The sequence below is a fragment of the Enterobacter cloacae complex sp. CARB60 genome, from assembly GCF_036487345.1.
GTDB lineage: Bacteria > Pseudomonadota > Gammaproteobacteria > Enterobacterales > Enterobacteriaceae > Enterobacter > Enterobacter asburiae_D.
Genome location: NZ_JAZKLC010000002.1, coordinates 1,829,844 through 1,846,775, shown reverse-complemented (window position 1 = coordinate 1,846,775; position 16,932 = coordinate 1,829,844). Strand labels below are relative to the sequence as shown.

The 16,932-nt window shown below is 53.7% G+C and carries 16 protein-coding genes; 8 read left to right on the top strand and 8 right to left on the bottom strand.

Features of this window, described 5'->3' with window-relative positions:
- Positions 1–15: 15 nt before the first annotated feature.
- Both V4835_RS09810 and mgrB read right to left on the bottom strand, forming a co-directional pair.
- Complete coding sequence (locus tag V4835_RS09810; RefSeq protein ID WP_063143725.1) at positions 16–306, bottom strand: YebO family protein; 291 nt, start codon at positions 304–306, stop codon at positions 16–18.
- A 74-nt stretch (positions 307–380) separates the two neighbouring features.
- Positions 381–524 (bottom strand): PhoP/PhoQ regulator MgrB, encoded by a 144-nt coding sequence (mgrB, locus tag V4835_RS09805; RefSeq protein WP_006175995.1) that lies wholly within the window; start codon positions 522–524, stop codon positions 381–383.
- Positions 525–684: 160 nt separating this feature from the next.
- Here mgrB and V4835_RS09800 point away from each other — a divergent pair, with 160 nt between their 5' ends.
- Positions 685–924, top strand: a complete 240-nt coding sequence (locus tag V4835_RS09800; RefSeq protein WP_063143724.1) for a YobH family protein — start codon at positions 685–687, stop codon at positions 922–924.
- A gap of 66 nt (positions 925–990) precedes the next feature.
- On the opposite strand, the gene kdgR is transcribed toward V4835_RS09800, so the two are convergent.
- Positions 991–1,782, bottom strand: coding sequence for a DNA-binding transcriptional regulator KdgR (gene kdgR / locus V4835_RS09795; protein ID WP_032641251.1), 792 nt, complete (start codon positions 1,780–1,782; stop codon positions 991–993).
- Positions 1,783–1,961: 179 nt separating this feature from the next.
- Between kdgR and V4835_RS09790 the strand changes: the two genes are divergently transcribed.
- Positions 1,962–3,335 (top strand): MFS transporter, encoded by a 1,374-nt coding sequence (locus tag V4835_RS09790; protein WP_331412047.1) that lies wholly within the window; start codon positions 1,962–1,964, stop codon positions 3,333–3,335.
- Positions 3,336–3,385: 50 nt separating this feature from the next.
- Here the strand turns inward: V4835_RS09790 and htpX are convergent, their stop codons facing one another.
- From htpX to V4835_RS09770, 4 genes are all read right to left on the bottom strand, one after another.
- Positions 3,386–4,267: a protease HtpX gene (htpX, locus tag V4835_RS09785; RefSeq protein WP_014884290.1), complete on the bottom strand. Its 882-nt coding sequence runs from the start codon at positions 4,265–4,267 to the stop codon at positions 3,386–3,388.
- 193 nt (positions 4,268–4,460) lie between these two features.
- On the bottom strand, positions 4,461–6,509 hold the full coding sequence (gene prc / locus V4835_RS09780) for a carboxy terminal-processing peptidase (protein ID WP_063143722.1): 2,049 nt from the start codon (positions 6,507–6,509) through the stop codon (positions 4,461–4,463).
- Between the two features lie 19 nt (positions 6,510–6,528).
- On the bottom strand, positions 6,529–7,215 hold the full coding sequence (gene proQ / locus V4835_RS09775; RefSeq protein ID WP_023336085.1) for an RNA chaperone ProQ: 687 nt from the start codon (positions 7,213–7,215) through the stop codon (positions 6,529–6,531).
- Between the two features lie 96 nt (positions 7,216–7,311).
- Positions 7,312–7,809: a GAF domain-containing protein gene (locus tag V4835_RS09770; protein ID WP_008500476.1), complete on the bottom strand. Its 498-nt coding sequence runs from the start codon at positions 7,807–7,809 to the stop codon at positions 7,312–7,314.
- A gap of 132 nt (positions 7,810–7,941) precedes the next feature.
- On the opposite strand from V4835_RS09770, the gene yebS reads away from it, so the two are divergent.
- The 4 genes from yebS (at position 7,942) to V4835_RS09750 (ending at position 13,693) form a co-directional block, all read left to right on the top strand.
- On the top strand, positions 7,942–9,225 hold the full coding sequence (gene yebS / locus V4835_RS09765; RefSeq protein WP_063143721.1) for a membrane integrity lipid transport subunit YebS: 1,284 nt from the start codon (positions 7,942–7,944) through the stop codon (positions 9,223–9,225).
- The gene (locus V4835_RS09760) at positions 9,194–11,827 is read left to right on the top strand and encodes a PqiB family protein (protein WP_331412046.1); all 2,634 of its coding nucleotides are present in this window, start codon (positions 9,194–9,196) and stop codon (positions 11,825–11,827) included. The genes yebS and V4835_RS09760 overlap by 32 nt, the downstream gene beginning before the upstream one ends.
- Positions 11,828–11,904: 77 nt before the next feature.
- A complete protein-coding gene (gene rsmF, locus V4835_RS09755; RefSeq protein ID WP_442877311.1) occupies positions 11,905–13,347 on the top strand; it encodes a 16S rRNA (cytosine(1407)-C(5))-methyltransferase RsmF in 1,443 nt (480 codons plus the stop codon).
- 106 nt (positions 13,348–13,453) lie between these two features.
- A complete protein-coding gene (locus tag V4835_RS09750) occupies positions 13,454–13,693 on the top strand; it encodes a YebV family protein (protein ID WP_063143718.1) in 240 nt (79 codons plus the stop codon).
- A 34-nt stretch (positions 13,694–13,727) separates the two neighbouring features.
- On the opposite strand, the gene pphA is transcribed toward V4835_RS09750, so the two are convergent.
- On the bottom strand, positions 13,728–14,372 hold the full coding sequence (gene pphA, locus V4835_RS09745; protein WP_331412044.1) for a protein-serine/threonine phosphatase: 645 nt from the start codon (positions 14,370–14,372) through the stop codon (positions 13,728–13,730).
- Positions 14,373–14,539: 167 nt separating this feature from the next.
- On the opposite strand from pphA, the gene V4835_RS09740 reads away from it, so the two are divergent.
- On the top strand, positions 14,540–15,481 hold the full coding sequence (locus tag V4835_RS09740) for a VirK/YbjX family protein (protein WP_331412043.1): 942 nt from the start codon (positions 14,540–14,542) through the stop codon (positions 15,479–15,481).
- A 174-nt stretch (positions 15,482–15,655) separates the two neighbouring features.
- Positions 15,656–16,552: a benzoate transporter gene (locus tag V4835_RS09735; protein ID WP_331412042.1), complete on the top strand. Its 897-nt coding sequence runs from the start codon at positions 15,656–15,658 to the stop codon at positions 16,550–16,552.
- Positions 16,553–16,932: the final 380 nt, after the last annotated feature.

Here is a 16,932-nt window from a genome sequence, read left to right as displayed (position 1 = left end):
TCCCAGACAAAAAGATTAACGCTCAGCCACCAGGCGGATAAAGTCGTCTTCGTCTTTGTTATCTTCAGCGACCGGGTCTTTCGGCGCGTCTTTCTCTTCCGGTTCGTTAGCCTCACACAGACGGCGCAGCAGCGCATTCTGACGTTTTTGCTGATCGAGTAGCGCTTCCAGCAGTTCGATCTGCTCGTTAGTACGGGAACTGGCGCGGTTCACGAAAAACCAAATGACCAGTCCCACAAGCAGAACAACCATAGAAATCATCAGGGATGCCATATTCAGCAACCCTGAATTCAGTAACTCACCCATTTCACCACCTCAATAAAAACGTCTATTTTACCACTGGCGCGAAGGAAGGAAATCACCTTGAGAAAAAATGCGTGTTACCACGGAATAAATTTATTGATTGCGCAGACGCCGCTAAAAAACTGTACATCCTGATCGCACATCACATTGATCGTCTGCGTCCATAACACCACGCACGCTATCAGCACGATAATCAGAATTACCCAGCGTATTTTTTTCACTCCACACTCCGTCTAATGACCTGATGTAACGAGGTTATCACGCTTATCTTAAACAAGGACTAACTGTGCCTCCATCGCGCTTTTTTCAGATTCCTGCACTTGTTTCGTCGCGTAAACCGTTTACGCTAGCATTATGATAACAACGATAAAAGAGGTAATGATGCGCTTAATCATTCGAACAATTATTGCACTGGCCATCGTCTGGATTGGCCTTCTGCTAACGGGTTATGGCGTGCTTGTGGGAAGCACCGAAAACGCTGCCGGCTTAGGCATTCAGTGTAAGTATGTAACAGCACAAGGACTGAGCACTGCACAGTATCTGCATTCTGACAGCGGGTTCATTGGTTTAACGAACTGTCCCGTACTGCGTAAAACATCCGTCGTGATTGATAATGGCTAAACAGCCGGGCAAATGACTGACAAAAAACGCCGCAACAGATGCGGCGTTTTTTTATGCGGATAAAGATTAGAACGGGTAGTCGTGATAACCCATCTGTTCAGAAATCTTGCGTGCGGCAGTGTGCAGAATAGCCACATACTCATGCAGACGCTCTTCGGAGAAGCGTAAGGTTGGGAAGGAGATACTTAAGCCCGCGATCACCACGCCAAAGCGGTCAAACACCGGAACGCCGATACAGCGCAGCCCCTCTTCCTGCTCTTCGTTATCTTCGCCATACCCCTGCTCGCGTACGCGATCGAGCACCGTCAGCAGCGCGTCCGTGCTGGTAATGGTTCGCGCAGTACTTTGCTTGTATTCCACGCCTTCGAGGATCTGCTTCACTTCCTCACGATCGCGCCACGCCAGCAGAACCTTACCAATGGCGGTACTGTAGAGGGGGTTGCGACGACCAATGCGCGAATACATGCGCAGATTGTACATGGAGTCGATTTTATGGATGTAAACAATGCTGTCTTCATCCAGCGCGCCGAGATGGATGGTCTCTTTGGTCAGGCGAGAGATTTCACGCATCTGAATATCGGCGCTGCGGATCAGGTCAACATTTTGTAGCGCGCGGGCACCCAGCTCAAACAACTTCAGCGTCAGAGAGTATTTTTCAGATTCGCCTTCCTGGGCAACGTAGCCCAGCGACTTCATGGTTTGCAGAAAGCGATAAACGGTGCTTTTTGACATCATCACGCGCTGCGACAACTCTGTAATACCTATTTCACGCTCTTCTCCCAGCGCCTGTAAGATGCCAAACACCTTCAGCACGGAAGAAACAGAATCTGGCTGTTTATCCAAATCCGCAATAGCCATTTACCACCTCATAGAGAGTGTTTTATAAAAATCAGAACCGGTTTTTATTATAAGTTCCCGTCATGTCACCTGCAATCAATCCGCGTTTACTTCGTTACAAATCTGCGACATATCCCGGCTGTAACAATGCTAAAATAGTTACCATGAGAATAATTTCACGCTGAGCTTTTTAAATCCTAATGGAAAAGACCCTTTCCGATGGCCTGCCGTTACCCCAGCGGTATGGCGCTATAGCGACCATCATTATCGGTATCTCAATGGCCGTCCTTGACGGCGCAATCGCGAACGTTGCTCTGCCAACCATCGCCAGCGATCTGCACGCCTCTCCCGCCAGTTCGATATGGATTGTTAACGCCTATCAGATTGCGATTGTGGTTTCCCTGCTCTCGTTCTCTTTCCTGGGCGACATGTTCGGTTACCGTCGGGTGTATCAGTGCGGTCTGGTGGTTTTCACCTTCACGTCCTTGCTATGCGCACTTTCAGATTCACTGCATACCCTGACGCTTGCCCGTATTGCGCAGGGTTTTGGCGGCGCGGCGCTCATGAGCGTAAACACGGCGTTGATCCGCTTAATTTATCCTCAGCGTCATCTGGGGCGCGGCATGGGGATAAACTCGTTTATTGTCGCCGTCTCTTCCGCCGCCGGACCAACCATTGCGGCGGCGATCCTTTCCGTTGCGTCATGGCAATGGCTGTTCGCCATTAACGTGCCGCTGGGTATCGTCGCGATATTCTTCGCCCTGCGCTTTCTCCCCGCTAACGGTCCCAAAAGCACCATGCCGCGCTTCGATGTGGCGAGTGCAGTGATGAATGCTCTGACTTTTGGCCTGCTGATTACAGCCCTGAGCGGCTTTGCGCAGGGACAGTCTCTGATGCTTACCGGCGCGGAGCTCATCGCCCTTCTGGCGATCGGCTTTTTCTTTGTTCGCCGCCAGCTCACTCTCCCGGTGCCTTTACTGCCGGTCGATCTGCTGCGTATTCCCCTCTTTTCCCTCTCCATTTGCACGTCAGTCTGCTCGTTCTGCGCCCAGATGCTGGCTCTGGTTTCTTTGCCCTTCTTTCTGCAGAGCGTCGTAGGCCGTTCAGAAGTGGAGACCGGCCTGCTGTTAACTCCCTGGCCGCTGGCGACAATGGTAATGGCACCGCTGGCAGGTTATCTGATTGAACGCGTCCATGCCGGTTTATTGGGAGCGTTGGGGCTGGCGGTAATGGCGACAGGCCTATTCGCGCTGGCTCTGCTACCGTCATCGCCAACCGATCTGGACATCATCTGGCGCATGATTCTGTGCGGCGCAGGGTTTGGCCTGTTCCAGTCCCCTAACAACCACACCATTATCACCTCCGCGCCGCGTCATCGCAGCGGAGGTGCCAGCGGCATGCTGGGGACCGCGCGCCTTCTGGGACAAAGCACCGGTGCGGCGCTGGTTGCCCTGATGTTTAACCTCGCCGGACAAAACGGCAACCATGTTGCGCTTCTCACCGCGGGTGCTCTTGCCTCCCTCGCGGCGGTCGTCAGCGGCCTGCGCGTGACTCAGCCCAGAGTTCAGGCATAAAAAAAGCCGGGCGGAGTGTTCTCCTGCCCGGCTTACTAAGGTTCGTTGCGTTACTTCAGGTATTCCCCACTGCGCAGCGCTTCGATACGTTTATCCAGCGGCGGGTGAGACATAAATAGCTCGCTCAGCGATTTGGATTTACCGTTAATGCAGAAGGCCATCATGCTGTTCGCTTCCTGCGGCTCGTAGCTGGTTTTCAGACGCTGCAGCGCGGCAATCATCTTCTCACGACCAACCAGTTTCGCCGAGCCGGCATCCGCGTGGAATTCACGGTGGCGGGAGAACCACATGGTGATGATGCTGGCCAGAATACCGAATACCAGTTCCAGAACCATCGAAACGGCGAAGTAGATCAGCGGGTTGCCGTTGCTCTCTTCACCTTCGTCGCGGTTGCCGCCCATAAAGCCTGCCGCAATCTGCGCCAGAATACGGGAGATGAAGATCACGAAGGTGTTCACTACGCCCTGAATCAGGGTCATGGTCACCATGTCACCGTTGGCGATATGGCTGATTTCGTGGGCAATAACCGCTTCGGCTTCGTCACGGCTCATGTTCTGCAGCAATCCGGTGCTGACGGCAACCAGTGACGCATCGCGACGAGCGCCAGTAGCGAAAGCGTTGATGTCCGGGGCATGGTAAATCGCCACCTGCGGCATGGCGATCCCGGCCTGGCGGGATTGCTGAGCCACCGTGTTCATCAGCCACTGTTCCATATCGTTACGCGGCTGTTCAATAACCTCACCACCCACCGATTTCAGCGCCATCCACTTCGACATCAGCAGGGAGATGAACGAGCCACCAAAACCAAACAGCAGCGCCATAATCAACAGACCCTGAACGCTGCTCGACTGAATTCCCGTCAGGCTTAGCACGAGCCCGAAAACCACCATGACCGCCAGGTTGGTGAGCAGGAAGAGCGCGATTCGCATCATAATTTTCTTTTTACCTCAGTTTAACAAAACGCACTATGCGATTACCCACATCGTATGGGTATTGCGGCTATTTTCAAGCATCCGGCGGGCGTAAGTCACCAGAAAGACACAACTTTACACAATTGGAAATCTGGCTGACGGAAGGATGAAGAACAAAAAGAAACAGGCACAATTTCTTGTGCCTGTTGGGAGATTATTTTGCCGGAGCCGGCTGTACGGCAGGTTTCTCTTTTTCCTGATTCGCCAGGTCGAGAGCGATATGCACCGTCTCGTCCAGATACGGATCCGGCTCCTGGTAATCTTTTGGCAGATCGTCCAGTTTCTTGAGCAGAGGCTTACCTTCACGCTTGAAGCGATCGTTGATACGCGCCAGGCGGGTTGCATCGTCTTCGTTGTTCTCTTTCTCACGCTGTGCGTAGTTCAGAGAAACGATATTCCGCTTATCTTTCAGGGCATTGAACCGTGCAATGTCCTTCATGATGTACTGGAACTCCGGATCTTTCGCGATGCGGTCGTTATGCGCTTTCAGCAGTTCAGGGCCAAATTGCGTCATATCACCCGCTTTCACGTAGGTCGCGGCATTGATGCTGTCCCACGGCAACGCGTTATCTTCAAACTTCTCGCCGGTTTCCGTCTCTTCCGTGCCTGTCGGCATCATGATGTCCGGCGTTACGCCCTTACGCTGCGTACTGCCGCCGTTCACGCGGTAGAACTTCTGAATGGTGTACTGAACCGAGCCCAGTGCAGGCCATTCCGGACGCAGCATTTGATCGTAAATACGATTCAGAGAGCGATACTGCTGAACGGTGCCTTTCCCGAAGGTTGGCTCACCGACGATCAGCGCGCGGCCATAGTCCTGCATTGCAGCGGCAAAGATTTCAGACGCGGAAGCACTGAAGCGGTCAACCAGGACCACCAGAGGGCCTTTGTAGTAGACCACACCGTCGTTGTCGGCATCTTCACGCACTTTACCGTTGTTATCGCGCACCTGAACCACAGGACCAGATGGAATGAACAGACCAGAGAGTGAAACTGCTTCCGTCAGCGCACCGCCGCCGTTACTGCGCAGGTCGATGATAATGCTGCTGACGTTCTGCTTTTCAAGCTTCTGCAGCTGAACTTTCACATCGTCAGTCAGCCCTACGTAGAAGCCAGGAATATCCAGGACACCTACCTTCTCTTTACCCACGGTTTTCACCGACATTTTCACCGCGCGGTCTTCCAGACGGATACGCTCGCGGGTCAGGGTAACGATACGGGTTTTGGTGCCTTTACCGGCAGGCAGAACTTCCAGACGAACCTTGCTGCCTTTCGGACCTTTGATCAGCGCAACCACGTCATCGAGACGCCAGCCGATCACGTCGACCATGTTCTGGCCGGTTTGTCCTACACCCACAATGCGATCGCCTACGCTAATCGCTTTGCTTTTGGATGCCGGGCCACCCGCGACCATCGAATTGATCACCGTGTAATCATCGTCCATCTGAAGCACCGCGCCGATACCTTCCAGAGACAGGCTCATCTCGGTATTGAACTGTTCGGTGTTGCGTGGAGAGAGATAGTTGGTATGCGGATCGATTTCGTGAGCAAAGGCGGTCATGGCCAGCGAGAAGACATCCTCACTGTTGGTCTGGGCCAGACGACGAATGGCGAATTTGTAACGACGCGTCAGCGTGTCACGGATCTCTTTTTCGTCTTTGCCGGTCAGCTTCAGGCTCAGTTCGTCGTATTTAACTTTACCGTCCCACAGCGCATTCAACTCGGCTTCATCTTTCGGCCAGGGTGCTTTACTGCGATCCAGATTAAAGGTGTCGGTACCGGTGAAGTCCATCGGACGTTCCAGCACTTTCAGCGCGTACTGATAGCGTTCAAAACGGCGCTTTTGCGACAGGTTGTAGAGATCGTAAAACAGATCCAGCTTGCCTGAACGCAACTCATCACCCACCTCGGATTTGCGCTTAGCGAACTGCTCGACATCGCTGGCGAGCAAAACGTTATGGCTGTAATCCAGCAAGTTCAGATAGCGGTCAAAGATTTTGGCCGAAAAGGCCTGATCGAGATCGAACTGACGATAGTGCGAGCGGGTAAAACGTGAGGTCACGCGCTCGCTCACCGTCGCGTGCTGCGTCTCTTCCTTGAGTACCGGAATTTGATCAACACGCGTGATATCGTCCACTGCAAAAGCGTGACCTGTTATGGCAAACAGGCCCGCCAGCGCGGTGAGCTTAAAAAAAGTGTTCATGCCAGGCTTGGCCTCCGTTTCAGAACAACAAGTGTTCTGCGCGTACAATCATTGACATACCAGAAGTCAGCTGTACACGAACGCCATCTTTGGTGATTTCCAGTACGGTGGCGTCCATAGCATTGTTACCCGCTTTTACCTTCAGCGCCTGACCTACGCTCAGAGCGTTAATGTCAGAAACCGGCGTATGGCGCGGCTCTTCACGAGGGGCACGCGGGGCTTTTGCTGCTGGTTTGTCTGCACGCGGTTTGCGATCGTTATTATCGTGACGGCGCGGCGCAGGGCGTGGTTTACGCTCACGACGAGGCGCTTCTTCCTGGCCGTTTGCCGCTGCGGCTTCGCGTTTTTTCGCCTGCTGTTCTGCACGTTGTGCCTGAACGCGTGCTTTGGCTTCTTCAAGCTGCTTGCGCGCGTGCTCAACGTGCTGCTCGTCCAGCTCACCACACGGGTTGCCGTCGAGATCCACGCGGGTCGCGCCAGCTTTGATACCGTACAGGTAACGCCAGCTCGAAGTATAAAGACGTAAGGCGGAACGCAGCTGAGTTTTGCTGAGGTTCATTTCCCCTTCAACACGCGCCACCAGATCCTGAAAAATACCGACTTTCAGGGGACGAGCTTCACCTTCCGCGCTGAAGCACTGCGGGAAACGCTCGGCCAGAAATGCGATAACTTCTTTACTGCTATTCAACTTAGGTTGATTTTCCATGAAATTTCCTGATTACAACGGACGTTGCCAACAAGCGCAGGCATGAACAGGCGTCATTATAATGACGCTATCAGTAAATGCTACGTTATCCGTTGATTATCCTGCGACGCTCGCAAAGAATTTTTGATAATCGGTTGCAGCGAGTACGTTTTCCAGATTCGCCACCAGCTCGCGCAGCCCCTGTTCGTCCTCGGTTGTAAAGCGACTGAAGACCGTACTGTCGATATCCAGAACGCCAATAATCTGATTTTTGACCACCAGCGGCAGAACGATTTCAGAGTTACTGGCGGCATCACAGGCAATGTGCCCGTCAAACGCATGAACGTCTTCCACACGCTGGACCTGGTTCTCGGCCACCGCCGTACCGCATACGCCGCGCCCTACCGGAATACGCACGCAGGCCAGTTTGCCCTGGAACGGGCCAAGCACCAGCGTTTCACCTTCCAGAAGGTAAAAGCCGGCCCAGTTCACGTCAGAGAGACGTTCAAACAGCAATGCGCTAGTATTTGCCAGAGTGGCTAAGAAGCTGGTCTCACCCGCCATCAATGCCTTAAAATCGCGGTTCAGATCCGCGTAGAATTCTGTTTTGTTCATTATTCAATCACTTAGTTGTCTTACAAATTTACCGCATAGCCTATTAAAATAAGCATTAAATGCGCTCATGCTCAAGATGAATCCGTTCATGAGTTATTATAACTTTCAACAATACTTATTTGTGCGCTGCTGATGGCCTTAAAAACAACCAAAATTACGCCGACAAGAAAGATAACTGTCCATACGGTAAGCGAAGCTTTGCCACGTGCACATTATCAGCGTTGCCCCCAGTGCGATACGCTTTTTATGTTGCCGAAGATGAAATCGCACCAAAGTGCCTTTTGTCCCCGCTGCGACGCCAAAATCCGTGACGGTCGCGACTGGTCGCTAACCCGCCTCGCCGCCATGGCCGTCACCATGCTGCTGCTGATGCCCTTCGCCTGGAGCGAACCGCTGCTGAAACTCTACCTGCTTGGCGTGCGTATTGACGCCAACGTGCTGCAGGGTATCTGGCAGATGACCCGTCAGGGCGATCCCATCACCGCTGCCATGGTGCTGTTCTGCACCGTTGGCGCGCCGCTGGTGCTGGTTGCCGCCATTGCCTATCTTTGGTTTGGCAATATTCTCGGCATGAACCTTCGCCCGGTGCTGCTGATGCTGGATAAGCTCAAAGAGTGGGTGATGCTGGATATTTATCTGGTGGGCGTGGGCGTTGCGTCAATAAAGGTACAGGACTATGCCTTTTTGCAGCCCGGTATCGGGCTCTTTGCCTTCATCAGTCTGGTATTGCTGAGCATCCTGACGCTTATCCACCTGAACGTTGAGCAGCTCTGGGAACGGTTTTACCCTCAGCGCCCCGCTACGCGTCCCGATGACAATCTGCGCGTCTGTCTGGGATGTCACTATACCGGCTTGCCCGACGCGCGTGGACGCTGCCCGCGGTGCCACATTCCGTTGAGACTGCGGCGCAACAACAGTCTGCAAAAATGCTGGGCCGCGCTGATCGCCTCCCTGGTGTTTCTGATCCCAGCCAATATGCTGCCGATTTCCATCATTTACGTGAATGGCGGGCGTCAGGAGGATACTATCCTCTCCGGGATTATCTCCCTTGCGCACAGCAACGTCGGGGTGGCGGCGATCGTCTTTATTGCCAGTATCCTGGTTCCCTTTACCAAAGTGGTGGTGATGTTTACCCTGCTCATCAGCATTCACTTTAAATGTGAACAAGGCTTACGGACACGCATTCTGCTTCTGCGATTCGTCACCTGGATTGGCCGCTGGTCAATGTTAGATCTGTTCGTGATTTCGCTGATGATGTCGCTCATCAATCGCGACCAGCTACTTGCTTTTACAATGGGACCCGCGGCTTTTTATTTCGGCTCTGCGGTGATATTGACTATTCTTGCTGTGGAATGGCTGGATAGCCGCTTACTTTGGGATGCACATGAGTCAGGAAACCCCCGCTTCGCCGACTGAAGCGAGAATTAAAACAAAACGCCGCATTTCGCCATTCTGGTTGCTGCCCGTCATCGCCCTGATGATTGCTGGCTGGCTGATCTGGACGAGCTATGAAGATCGCGGGAGTACGGTCACCATTGATTTCCAGACCGCCGACGGCATCGTCGCCGGGCGAACGCCCGTTCGCTTCCAGGGGGTTGAGGTGGGTACGGTACAGGACATCTCCCTTGGAAAAGGGCTGAACAAGATTCAGGTGCGGGTCAGTATTAAATCTGACATGCAGGATGCCCTGCGCAGCGAAACGCAGTTCTGGCTGGTGACGCCAAAAGCCTCTCTGGCCGGTGTCTCCGGGCTGGATGCGCTCGTGGGCGGTAACTATATTGGCATGATGCCGGGTAAAGGCGAGCCGCAGGATCACTTTGTTGCCCTGGATACACAGCCCAAGTACCGGCTCAATAACGGCGATTTAATGATCCATCTGCAGGCGCCGGATCTCGGTTCTCTGAACAGTGGCTCGCTGGTCTATTTCCGCAAAATCCCGGTTGGCCGCGTGTACGATTACGCGATCAACCCGAATAAACAGGGCGTCACCATCGACGTGCTGATCGAGCGTCGCTTCACCAATCTGGTGAAAAAAGGCAGCCGCTTCTGGAACGTCTCCGGCGTGGATGCGGATCTCAGCCTGAGCGGTGCGAAAGTGAAGCTGGAGAGTCTGGCCGCGCTGGTGAATGGCGCCATTGCCTTTGACTCACCGGAAAACTCAAGCCCTGCCACCGCGGATGACTCATTTGGATTGTATGCTGACCTGGCGCACAGCCAGCGCGGCGTGATCGTCAAACTCGCCCTGCCCGATGCTAAAGGGCTAAAAGCGGGTTCGACGCCGCTGATGTATCAGGGGTTGCAGGTTGGTCAGCTCACCAAAATGACGCTCAACCCGGGTGGTTCGGTCACCGGCGAAATGACGGTCGATCCGAGCGTGGTCGATCTCCTGCGCGAGAAAACGCGCATCGAAATGCGCAGTCCAAAGCTCTCACTGAACGATGCCAGCCTCAGCACGCTGTTGACCGGAAATACGTTTGAGCTCATCCCCGGTGATGGTGAGCCCAGCAATAGCTTCGTGATTGCCCCGGCGGATAAAACCCTGCTGCAAAAGCCGGGCGTGGTGACGGTCACGCTGAGTGCGCCAGAAAGTTACGGTATCGAAGCCGGACAGCCGTTAATTTTACACGGCGTGCAGGTCGGTCAGGTGCTGGAGCGTAAGCTCTCCGCGGATGGCGTGACGTTCTCGGTCGCCATCGATCCGCAGTACAGCGACCTGGTGCATGGTGACAGCAAATTCGTGGTGAACAGTCGCGTCGACGTGAAGGTGGGTCTGGACGGCGTGGAGTTCCTCGGTGCCAGTGCCAGCGAATGGGTTAACGGCGGTATCCGTATTTTGCCCGGCGATAAAGGCCCCGTGCGCGACAGCTATCCGCTGTATGCCAACCTGGAGAAAGCGATTGAAAACAGCCTGAGCGATCTTCCTACCACCACGCTGACGCTAAGCGCCGAGACGCTGCCGGACGTACAGGCGGGATCCGTAGTGCTGTATCGCAAGTTTGAAGTCGGGGAAGTGATCACCGTTCGCCCGCGTGCGGACGCGTTCGATATCGAACTGCATATCAAGCCGGAGTACCGCAAGCTGCTGACGCCAAACAGCGTCTTCTGGGCCGAAGGCGGCGCGAAAGTTCAGCTTAACGGTAACGGGCTGACCGTACAGGCCTCCCCGCTCTCACGCGCGCTGCGCGGGGCGATTAGCTTCGATAACCTCAGCGGCGCGGGCGCGAATCTGCGTAAAGGTGATAAGCGTATTCTCTTCCCGTCCGAAACCGCCGCACGCGCCGTGGGTGGACAGATTACCCTGCACGCGTTTGATGCCGGTAAGCTGGCGGAAGGTATGCCAATCCGCTATCTGGGCATTGATATCGGGCAGATCCAGAAGCTGAAGCTGATTACCTCGCGTAACGAGGTGCAGGCTACCGCCGTGCTTTACCCGGAATATATGCAGACCTTCGCCCGCACGGGTTCGCGCTTCTCGGTGGTCACGCCGCAGATCTCAGCCGCGGGCGTTGAGCATCTCGACACCATTTTGCAGCCGTACATCAACGTTGAGCCAGGCCAGGGCAATGCCCGTCGTGATTTCGAACTGCAGGAAGCCACGATCACCGACTCGCGCTACCTTGGCGGCCTGAGCATCGTTGTGGAAGTGCCGGAAGCGGGCTCGCTGAACATCGGCACTCCGGTACTGTTCCGCGGCATTGAAGTGGGCACGGTCACGGGCCTGACGCTCGGTACGCTCTCCGACCGCGTAATGGTGGCGTTGCGCATCAGCGAACGCTACCAGCACCTGGTACGTAATAACTCGGTATTCTGGCTGGCATCCGGCTATTCGCTGGACTTTGGCCTGACGGGAGGCGTGGTGAAAACCGGCACCTTCAACCAGTTCATTCGTGGCGGTATCGCGTTTGCCACGCCGCCGGGAACGCCGCTGGCGCCTAAAGCGCAGCCGGGTAAACACTTCCTGCTGCTCGAAAGCGAACCGAAAGAGTGGCGCGAGTGGGGAACCGCTCTGCCGCGTTAATCTGACAGGCTTCGGTGTCAACGCACCGGAGCCTTTATGTTACACTGCGCGCCTGAACTTTTCCCTGTGGTGTGCCCGTGGCTCAAAACTCCGTATTTCTTCCTGAACAATTCCTGGCGCAGATGCGCGAGGCGCTTCCTTCTCACCTGTCGTTAGACGATTTTATCGCCGCCTGCCAGCGTCCATTACGCCGAAGTATTCGCGTCAACACGCTGAAAATCAGCGTCGATGATTTTCTGGCGCTGGTCTCGGCGTACGGCTGGCAGCTTACGCCGGTACCGTGGTGTGCTGAAGGTTTCTGGATTGAACGCGATGACGAGGCCTCGCTGCCGCTGGGCAGTACCGCTGAACATCTGAGCGGTCTGTTCTATATTCAGGAAGCCAGCTCGATGCTGCCGGTTGCCGCCCTGTTTGCCGATGGCAACGCGCCTGAGCGCGTGATGGATGTTGCCGCGGCGCCCGGCTCGAAAACCACGCAGATTGCCGCCCGGATGGGTAACCACGGGGCGATCCTCGCCAACGAGTTTTCCGCCAGCCGCGTGAAGGTGCTTCATGCCAACATCAGCCGCTGCGGCATTCATAATGTTGCCCTGACGCACTTTGATGGACGCGTGTTTGGCGCCGCCCTACCGGAAGCCTTTGATGCCATTCTGCTGGACGCCCCCTGCTCCGGCGAAGGGGTGGTGCGTAAAGATCCCGATGCGTTAAAGAACTGGTCCGTAGAAAGCAACCTTGAGATCGCCGCCACGCAGCGAGAGCTGATCGAGAGCGCATTTCACGCGTTGCGCCCTGGCGGTACGCTGGTCTATTCAACATGCACCCTAAACCGCGATGAAAACGAAGAAGTCTGTCAGTGGCTGAAAGCGAACTACCCTGACGCAGTCGAGTTCCTGCCGCTTAACGATCTGTTTGCCTCGGCGCAAGAGGCGGTCACCCCCGAGGGTTTCCTCCACGTGTTCCCGCAGATTTACGACTGCGAAGGTTTTTTTGTGGCGCGTCTGCGTAAAACGCAGGCGGTTGCTCCCCTGCCCGCACCTAAGTTCAAGGTCGGCAACTTCCCGTTTGCCCCCCTTAAAGGTCGCGATGCCGCACAGCTTGAAGCCGCAGCTAAAAAGGTTGGGCTGGTCTGGGATGAGAGCCTGCATCTCTGGATGCGTGATAAAGAGATATGGCTGTTCCCGGCACAGATCGAGCCGCTCATCGGAAAGGTCCGTTTTTCGCGAATCGGGATCCGCCTGGCGGAAGTGCATAACAAAGGGTACCGCTGGCAGCATGAGGCCGTTATCGCCCTTGCCGGACGCGAGAATACCTTTGCCCTGACGCATCAGGAAGCCGAAGAGTGGTACCGTGGTCGCGATGTCTATCCGGACAGCGCGCCATCACATGATGAAGTGATAGTGACCTATCAAGGGTACCCGCTTGGGCTGGCAAAAAAAGTCGGCTCCAGGCTGAAAAACAGCTATCCGCGCGAGCTGGTCCGGGACGGCCGGCTGTTTACCGGTAACGATCGCACTGACTGAAAAAAAGCGCATTTTTTTACTGGCGATTTTGCTCTCCTTGTCTACGATCAAAAATGGGTGATCGCACTGGTCATACCAGATTTTGACAACCGACCCGGAGAGCACTATGACGAAAACCAGCGTGCGTATTGGCGCTTTTGAGATCGACGACGCAGAGCTGCGCGGCGAAGCACAGGGCGATCGAACGTTAAGTATTCCCTGCAAATCCGACCCGGATTTGTGCATGCAGCTTGATGCATGGGATGCAGACACCAGCGTCCCGGCAATACTTGATGGCGAACATTCTGTCCTTTACCGTGAGCATTACGATAGTAAATCCGATGCCTGGGTCATGCGTCTTGCCTGACCTAAAGAGAACCCGCCCGAAGGCGGGTTATTTATTACTGCAGCTGCACCAGCGTAAAGTAACCGTCGAAAACCGCCCCCGTATCAATGTAGTGCAGATTATCAAAATCATACCTTCTGTCGAGGGGCGTATGGCCAAACCAGAAATGATCCGCGCCGCTGATGCCCTGCCCTTTGCCCATCATAAATCCCATCAACCTGTCGCGGTTCCATAAAACGCGCTCAGCGCTAACCGGTTTTTGCCATCGATATTCCGCAGCCGGATAATCAGCATGGGCAATCACATTCAGACCGTTCGCACAGGTTATCTCGATGATATGCGGTAATTTCCGACAGGCCTCAAGCAACGACAGCGCAAGCTGTTGCTGGTCGCGTTCAAGATTGGCAAACCACATTCCGCCATTTATCGTCCAGAGCGAAAAATCGTTATTATCCAGACTGTCGAGAGCCATTTGCTCATGGTTTCCCCGCACGGCACGGAACCATTTTTCATGAATTAACTGCAGGCATTTCACGCTATCAGGGCCACGATCGATCATATCCCCGACGGAAATAAGCAAATCCTCATACGGGTTAAAGTGACGGCGTTTAAGCTCATCCATAAGCCACTGGTAACACCCGTGTATATCGCTGACAACCCAGACGTGACGCCACACCCCACCTTCAATTCGCTGATACATAGGACCTCCTTTTAACAGTATAGCCACCGCAGAAAAGGCAACAGACGGGCGCGGTCCTCATGAAGTGAAACAAACGGTAAACCAAACAGAAATAAAGATCCTTGCGCTATTAATCCCTTTTTCCTGGCTCCTTAGAATAAGGGTAGAAAAAAAAGAGGGGTCTTCACGTGTCTAATACGCACCTGCATAACGATGTTTTTTATCCGCATCGCACAAATATTATTTCCGAGCTGGTGAACGGCAAACGCGTGCCGGGGCCAATCTGGAGGAAGCGCGAATATCGCCTGAAGTTCCTTTTACGCTCGCTTTTGTTCTGGTCCTCTACCCATCGCATGCTGGAAGCCCTTTCCGGGCGCGACGATTTCGACAGGCTACTTGCCTCACAAATCACGTTACCCAGCAAGACCCACCGGCAGTATCTGATGCGCGGCCTGACGGCTAACGATCGCGCCGACGCTATCGTCAACCATTACTACTGGATTGATAGCCTGAAAGAGAGCGGTCTCGCTCAGGCCCTGACCAGCCCGCAGGAGCAAACCGTCGTACAGTTCCACGCCAAAGACGGGGTAACCTATACGGTCAATGCTTCCTCTGCGGGGAAAGCCGAGCGCGAAGGCGAAAGCACATTGTGGCTTCGCGACAACGAAGATACGCTTCTGGCCAGCCTGACCTTCAGCGTCGCGCGCAGCAACGGTCAGCAAGTGATGGTCATCGGCGGCCTTCAGGGTCCCCGCCGCAGCGTATCGCGAGACGTCATAAAACAGGCCACCCGCGCCTGCCACGGCCTGTTCCCTAAACGGGTGTTAATGGAAGTCCTCTTCCAGCTTGCCGCGCAGTCATCCATCCGGGCTATTTTTGCCGTCAGCGATGAGGGGCACGTTTTCCGCGCGCTGCGATATCGCCTGAGCAAAGGCCGCCATTTCCATGCCAGCTACGATGAGTTTTGGGGATCTCTGGACGGCAAAAAGCTCTCGGCCTACTGCTGGCAGCTGCCGCTTCAGATGGAACGGAAGTCCCTGGAAGAGATTGCCAGTAAAAAACGAGCCGAATACCGCCGTCGCTTTGAGCTGCTCGATGAAATAGAGGCGTCCGTGAAGTCCCACTTTTAAGCCTTGCTGGCGCTTTCGCTCACTGCACAGTGGATCCATTCTGTTTAAAAGAGGAATGATAAAGCAGCCCACTATTGCACAGGGCGAGGGCGCTCAGTTAGCATTGTGCAAAATGAAACTGACGAATACGTTGGGAAAAGCGCAATGTGGGCGCAAAAATGAGGGACTTCGGTAATGATCTATGACTGCTTCTTATATTACGATGAAGATATGCTTCTCGAAATCAGGCTTAACACGCTAGCGGACGTTGTCGATCGCTTCGTTATCGTTGAGTCAACGCATACCTTTACCGGAAAAAAGAGACAGCTGCATTTTGACATTAATAAATACAGTCAGTTTAAAGATAAAATTATCTACGTTGTTCATGATAAAGAACCAATAACGAAAGCTGCTGAAGAATCACATTCGGCTCGAGAAGTCATTCCGGGTCTGCCAGAAGGTATGGTGGTAGATGCGTGGGCAAATGAAGCCGCGCAGAGGAATGCTATCATGCAGGGTTTGACGCAGGCCAACGATGATGATTTGATTTTAATTTCCGATGTGGATGAGATATTTTCACCTTGGGTGGTCGCATCAATAAATCCCAAAAAACTCTGCACCACTATTTATCAGAATTTCTACAATTATCAGTTTAACCTGCAGGTTTTTAATACTGACAACACGCCAAGAAAATGTAAATTACCGAGAGCTACCCAATATAAAAATCTCGTTAATTTCTTTGGCGGTGAACCTGAATCATTCAGGAATCTTAAACGCACCCGAAGCGTCAAAAGCTGGTCGTGGCTAAAATGGAACTGGTTCAAGGTTAACAACTGCGTCATTGAAAATGGTGGCTGGCATTTCTCATGGGTGATGACACCTGAGCGTATCTCCGAAAAAATGTCTACCATTTCCCATACTGAATATGATCTTCCTGAGTTTAACAACCCGGAACACATTATGAAGGTCATTAAAAATGCGGAAGATATCTGGGGACGCGACAGGACGTTAATCAAGCAAGAGCTGACGGTTGAAAACTTCCCGGAGTACATTGTCCGCCACAAAGATAAATTCAGCGCGTTCATTATTTAACTTACGGGCTGCCCTTTTGCTCGCCAGAAGACGTTTGCTCAGCGGTCGCTCGGCCACAAAATTTTAACAAAGATCCCAAAAAACCCTGGACGCACGCGGTCCTGAGTATGTTATGGTTTAGACAGGATATGGAAAGTTCGAGAAAGTTTCGGGTGATTTCGAGTCATCACCGAACAACGCTTTGAAAAACATACAGATAAAAAGAGACCGAATACGATTCCTGTATTCGGTCCAGGGAAATGGCTCTTGGGAGAGAGCCGTGCGCTAAAAGTTGGCATTAATGCAGGCTAAGTCGCCTTGCCTTTTAAGAATAGATGACGACGCCAGGTTTTCCAGTCCACAGCAAAAGCGGCCTGAAAAAAAGCGTCAGAGCATCATTT

Coding starts and splice junctions, on each gene's coding strand:
- htpX (WP_014884290.1), bottom strand. CDS start 4,267: ATGATGCGAATCGCGCTCTTCCTGCTCACCAACCTGGCGGTCATGGTG.
- V4835_RS09760 (WP_331412046.1), top strand. CDS start 9,194: ATGAGTCAGGAAACCCCCGCTTCGCCGACTGAAGCGAGAATTAAAACA.
- V4835_RS09770 (WP_008500476.1), bottom strand. CDS start 7,809: ATGAACAAAACAGAATTCTACGCGGATCTGAACCGCGATTTTAAGGCA.
- V4835_RS09735 (WP_331412042.1), top strand. CDS start 15,656: ATGATCTATGACTGCTTCTTATATTACGATGAAGATATGCTTCTCGAA.
- V4835_RS09790 (WP_331412047.1), top strand. CDS start 1,962: ATGGAAAAGACCCTTTCCGATGGCCTGCCGTTACCCCAGCGGTATGGC.
- kdgR (WP_032641251.1), bottom strand. CDS start 1,782: ATGGCTATTGCGGATTTGGATAAACAGCCAGATTCTGTTTCTTCCGTG.
- V4835_RS09750 (WP_063143718.1), top strand. CDS start 13,454: ATGACGAAAACCAGCGTGCGTATTGGCGCTTTTGAGATCGACGACGCA.
- prc (WP_063143722.1), bottom strand. CDS start 6,509: ATGAACACTTTTTTTAAGCTCACCGCGCTGGCGGGCCTGTTTGCCATA.
- pphA (WP_331412044.1), bottom strand. CDS start 14,372: ATGTATCAGCGAATTGAAGGTGGGGTGTGGCGTCACGTCTGGGTTGTC.
- V4835_RS09800 (WP_063143724.1), top strand. CDS start 685: ATGCGCTTAATCATTCGAACAATTATTGCACTGGCCATCGTCTGGATT.
- yebS (WP_063143721.1), top strand. CDS start 7,942: ATGGCCTTAAAAACAACCAAAATTACGCCGACAAGAAAGATAACTGTC.
- V4835_RS09810 (WP_063143725.1), bottom strand. CDS start 306: ATGGGTGAGTTACTGAATTCAGGGTTGCTGAATATGGCATCCCTGATG.
- proQ (WP_023336085.1), bottom strand. CDS start 7,215: ATGGAAAATCAACCTAAGTTGAATAGCAGTAAAGAAGTTATCGCATTT.